Source organism: Kineococcus indalonis, assembly GCF_009906395.1.
Classification (GTDB): Bacteria; Actinomycetota; Actinomycetes; order Actinomycetales; family Kineococcaceae; genus Kineococcus; species Kineococcus indalonis.
In genome coordinates, this window is sequence record NZ_JAAALM010000316.1 from 1 (window position 1) to 4913 (window position 4913).

Consider the following 4913-nt stretch of genomic DNA (forward strand, 5'->3'; position numbering starts at 1 on the left):
CCGCGCGCCCGGCGGGCTCCCGGCGGGCTCCCGCCCGGTGCGCCCGAACCCGTGCGCGCCGCGGCGCGGCGGCCTACGGTCGGGGTGTGGAACCCGCAGCCACCGGGGACTCGCTCCTGCTGCGGGCGCTGCGGGAGGTGTCCGAGGGCGTCGTCGTGCTCGACCCGCAGCGCTGGCGCGTCGTGCACGTCAACGACGCCGGCGCCGCCGTGTGGGGCCTGCGCGCCGACGACGCGCAGGGCCGCCCCCTCGCCGAGCTGTTCCCCCAGGCCGTCGGCTCCGAGCTGCACCAGCTGCTGCGCCGCACCCGCGACCGGGACGGCCTGGTCGAGTGGACCGGCCCCGTGCCCGGCACCGGCGTGCACCTGCACCTGCGCGCCCGGCGCCTCGACGGGCACGTCCTGTGCGCCTTCCGCGACGTCAGCGGCGAGCACGCCCTGCGCGTGGAGCGCGACGAGCTCACCCGCTCCCTGACCGAGACGGTCGAGCGCACCACCCGCCTGCTCGCCCTGTCCGCCGCCCTCACCGCCGCCGACGACGTCCACGACGTCGCCCGCGTCGTCGTGGACACCGCCCGCTCCGTCTTCGGCGCCACCCACGCCGGCCTGTCGGTCGTCGACGAGCAGCGCGGCGTGCTGCGCACCCCCTTCCTGGAGGAGCTGGTCCCCGGGGCGCTGGAGCGCTGGGGGGACCTGCCCCTGGACGGGCCCGGCCCCGGCACCGCGGCGCTGCGCGAGCAGCAGCCCCGCTACGAGGACGGCGAGGCCCTGCGCGCGCACTACCCGGAGCTGGCCGAGCGCTGGGAGGCCGCCGACGTCAGCTACTGCGCCGCCGTCCCGCTGGTGGCCGCCGGGCGCGGCGTGGGGGTCGTCACCCTCGTGTGGTCGCACGGCCGGCGCCCCGCGCCCGGCCAGCGCGCCCTGCTGGAGGCCTCCGCCTCCTACGCCACCCAGGCGCTGCAGCGCGCGCTCGTCCTCGCCGAGCACCGCGACACCGCCCGCACCCTGCAGCTGGCCATGCTCACCGACCACCTGCCCCAGCCCGACGACCTGCACCTGGCCGCCCGCTACGTGCCCGCGCGCGTGGACGCCCACGTCGGCGGCGACTGGTACGACGCCGTCGTGCTGCCCGACGGCGCCACCCTGCTGGTCATCGGCGACGTCACCGGCCACGACGTCACCGCCGCCGCCGCCATGGGGCAGCTGCGCGTGGCGCTGCGCGCCCTGGCCCTGGACCGCCACCAGGAGCCCTCCGCGCTGCTGGCCCGCCTGGAGTCCGTCGTGCCCGCCGTGGGCGGCGAGCCGGTCCTGGCCACCTGCCTGGTCGCCCGCGTCGAGCAGTCCGCCGCCGACCGCGCCGCCGGCCGGCGCGTGCTGCGCTGGGCCAGCGCCGGGCACCCGCCGCCGCTGCTGGTGCACCGCGACGGGCGCGCGGACGTGCTGCGCACCGCCCCCGACGTGCTGCTGGGCGCCGAGACCGGCGGCAGCGAGCGCTCCGACCACCGCACCGAGCTGCCCGCCGGCTGCACCCTGCTGCTCTACACCGACGGCCTCGTCGAGCACCGCGACGCCGACCTCGACGACGGCGTGGAGCGCCTGCGCGGCGCGGCCGCCGCGCTGGCCCGCGCCGGGCGCGACGGGCTCGGCCCCGCCCTGGACGCGCTGCTGGCCGCCGCCGCGCCCGCCGGCGGCGACGACGTCGCCGTGCTCGCCGTGCGCTTCGAGCCGCAGCGCTGAGCGCCACCCGCGGGTGCCGCCCCCCGGTGCGCGGCCGCCTACGATCGTGCGTCGTGAGCGAGCAGCAGGACGAGCAGCACGACGCGCCCGGCGGGGAGCCGGGGGAGCCGGGCGGCGGCGGGCCGGTGGTGTTCGAGGGCCGCACGGGCACCGCCCACCCGATCACCACCCACGGCACCCCCGTGCTGCACCGCAGGTGCACCCCGGTCACCGCCCTCGACGACGGCCTCGTCCAGCTCGTCGCCGACATGTTCGCCTCCATGGCTGCCGCCGACGGCGTGGGCCTGGCCGCCAACCAGATCGGCGTGGACGCGCGCGTGTTCGTCGTGGACTGCCCCGACGAGGACGGCGAGCACGTCGTCGCCCACGTCGTGAACCCCGTCCTGCACCTGCCCACCGGCCGCAGGCGCCGACTCGACCTGGACGGGGAGGGCTGCCTGTCGGTGCCCGGCCAGTACGCCGACCTCGCCCGCCCCGACCGCTGCGAGGTCACCGGCGTCGACGTGCACGGGCAGCCGGTGCGCCTGGTGGGCACCGGCCTGCTGGCGCGCTGCCTGCAGCACGAGTGCGACCACCTCGAGGGCGTCGTCTACGTCGACCGGCTGCCCGCCGGGCAGCGCGTGGAGGTCCTCACCGCCGCCGGGCTGCCCGTCGAGGCGCAGCGGTGAGCCGCACCAGCCCCGTCGTGCTGGGCATCGAGTCCAGCTGCGACGAGACCGGCGCCGGCCTGGTCAGCGACGGCGTGCTGCTCGGCGACGCCCTGGCCTCCAGCATGGACGCGCACGCCCGCTTCGGCGGCGTCGTGCCCGAGGTCGCCGCCCGCGCCCACCTGGAGGCGATGGTGCCGGTGGTGCGCCAGGCCCTGGCGGCCGCGCGCCTGGAGCTGAGCGACGTCGACGCCGTCGCCGTCACCGCCGGCCCGGGGCTGTCCACCGCCGTGCAGGTCGGGCTGGCCTCCGCCAAGGCGCTGGCCTTCGCGCTGGGCAAGCCGCTGTACGGGGTGCACCACCTCGCCGGGCACGCCGCCGTGGACGTCCTGGAGCACGGCCCGCTGCCGCCGCGGTGCGTGGCGCTGGTCGTCTCCGGCGGGCACACCTCCCTGCTGCTGCTGGGCGACCTGGGCCGCGACCGCATCGTGCACCTGGGCGACACCACCGACGACGCCGCCGGGGAGGCGTTCGACAAGGTCGCGCGCGTGCTGGGCCTGGGCTACCCCGGCGGCCCGGCCGTCGACCGCGCCGCCCGCGACGGCGACCGCGACGCCATCGCCTTCCCCCGCGCGCTGACGCGCCCGGCCGACCCCGCCTACGGCTTCTCCTTCTCCGGCCTGAAGACCGCCGTGGCGCGCTGGGTGGAGGCGCGCACCGACGCCGGCGGCGAGGTGCCCGTCGCCGACGTGGCCGCCTCCTTCCAGGAGGCCGTCGCCGACGTCCTCACCCGCAAGGCGGTGGCCGCCTGCCGCGAGCACGGCGTCGACACGCTGCTGCTCGTCGGCGGCGTCGCGGCCAACACCCGGGTGCGGGCGCTGGCCGAGGAGCGCTGCGCCGCGGCGGGCCTGCGGCTGCGGGTGCCGCCGGTGCGGCTGTGCACCGACAACGGCGCGATGATCGCCGCCGTGGGCGACCTGCTGGTGCGCTCCGGGGCGCCCGCCTCCGGGCTGGACCTGGCCGCCGACCCCTCCGCGCCGCTGACGGGGGCGCTGCTGGCCGGGCCCTGGGCCTGAGGCCCGCCCCGGACCCGCCTCGGACCCGACTCGGACCCGCCTCAGACGCGCGAGCCCCGCGAGGCCCGCTTGGCCTCGTACATGCGCGCGTCGGCCGCCGCCAGCACCTCGTCCGTGCTCGTCCCCGGCCCGCCCAGCGCGGCGCCCGTGCTCGCGCCCACGTGCGCGAGGTGCCCGCCCGCGAGGCGGAACCCCGGCGACAGGGCCGCCCGCAGGCGCTCGGCGAGGTCCTCCAGCTCCTGCGGCCCGGCCCGGCGCGGCACCAGCACCGTGAACTCGTCGCCGCCCAGGCGGGCCACCACCTCCCCGTCGCGCGCGCACGCCAGCAGCCGCTGCGCGACCGCGACGAGCAGCTCGTCGCCCGCGGCGTGCCCCAGGCCGTCGTTGACCGCCTTGAAGCCGTCCAGGTCGCAGAACACCACGCCCACCTCCGCCGCGGGGGCGTCCCGCAGCGCCGCGTCGAGCCGCGCGGTGAACGCCGCGCGGTTGAGCAGGCCCGTCAGCGCGTCGTGCTCGGCCTCGTGCTGCAGCCGCGCCTGCTGCCGGCGGCGCTCCGTGACGTCGTGCAGGTGGACGACGACCGCGCCGACGGCGCTGTTGCCGGTCTGGTCGCGCAGGGCCGCCGACAGCCAGCGGTGGCCGCCGTCGCGCGCCCGCACCCGCAGCTCCACCCGCACGGTCCCCTCCCCGCCGGTCGCCAGGCAGCGCTCGAAGCAGGCCAGCGCCTCGGCCCGGTCCTGCGGGTGCAGCAGCTCCGGGAAGGGCCGCTCCACGAGCAGGGCGGCGGGCACGCGCCAGTCCTCCGACGCCGACGGGCTGACGTAGGAGACGGTCCCGTCGCGGCGGACCGTCGCGAAGACCTCCCGGGAGTCCTGCACGAGGGCGCGGAACCACGCCTCCGCCGAGCGCAGGTCCGCCAGCAGCGCCCGCCGCTCGTCCTCCACGCGGGCCAGCGCCAGCAGCCACATGAGGGCGGCGGCGGAGGTGAGCACGGCGATCCCGGCGGAGCGCGCGGCGGGCACGGGGGAGGGCAGCACCCCGGCCAGCAGCAGGGCGTGCTGGGCGACCACCAGCACCGCGCCGGAGGCCGCCACGGGCCGCCAGGCGCGCCCGCCGGAGACGTCGACGTGGGGCGCCCCGACGAGCAGGGCGGCCAGCGGCAGCAGGAACGTGGTGCCGCTGCAGGCGGTGATGACGGCGAACAGCGCCATCGCCCACGCCACCCGCAGGCCGAGGCGGCCGTCCGGGTCCGGTCCCGACAGCAACCGCTGGCAGCGGCTCTGCGCCGAGGCCCCCAGCAGCGCGCACGCGGCGACGAACACCCAGGCCGGCAGGACCAGCACGCCCAGCCCCGACAGCAGCGCCGCGACGGGCGCGGCCGCCGCCGGCACCACGGCCAGCGCCACGAGGGGGTGCACGTCGGGGGCGAAGGGGGTGGCGGACCTGGTCGCGCG

Annotated in this window: 4 protein-coding genes; 3 read left to right on the forward strand and 1 reads right to left on the reverse strand. The window is 78.9% G+C overall.

Translation table 11 applies throughout. The features are described 5' to 3' along the window. Positions 1 to 86 precede the first annotated feature (86 nt). The 3 genes from GTR00_RS25075 (at position 87) to tsaD (ending at position 3459) form a co-directional block, all read left to right on the forward strand. Positions 87 to 1736: a SpoIIE family protein phosphatase gene (locus tag GTR00_RS25075; RefSeq protein ID WP_166612336.1), complete on the forward strand. Its 1650-nt coding sequence runs from the start codon at positions 87 to 89 to the stop codon at positions 1734 to 1736. Between the two features lie 128 nt (positions 1737 to 1864). Further along, positions 1865 to 2404, forward strand: a complete 540-nt coding sequence (gene def, locus GTR00_RS14625; RefSeq protein WP_407659703.1) for a peptide deformylase — start codon at positions 1865 to 1867, stop codon at positions 2402 to 2404. Then, positions 2401 to 3459 (forward strand): tRNA (adenosine(37)-N6)-threonylcarbamoyltransferase complex transferase subunit TsaD, encoded by a 1059-nt coding sequence (tsaD, locus tag GTR00_RS14630; RefSeq protein ID WP_166612337.1) that lies wholly within the window; start codon positions 2401 to 2403, stop codon positions 3457 to 3459. The genes def and tsaD overlap by 4 nt, the downstream gene beginning before the upstream one ends. Before the next feature lie 41 nt (positions 3460 to 3500). Here tsaD and GTR00_RS14635 read toward each other — a convergent pair. Next, positions 3501 to 4913, reverse strand: a 1413-nt coding sequence (locus tag GTR00_RS14635; protein ID WP_166612338.1) for a diguanylate cyclase domain-containing protein, incomplete at its 5' end; no start/stop codon positions are given.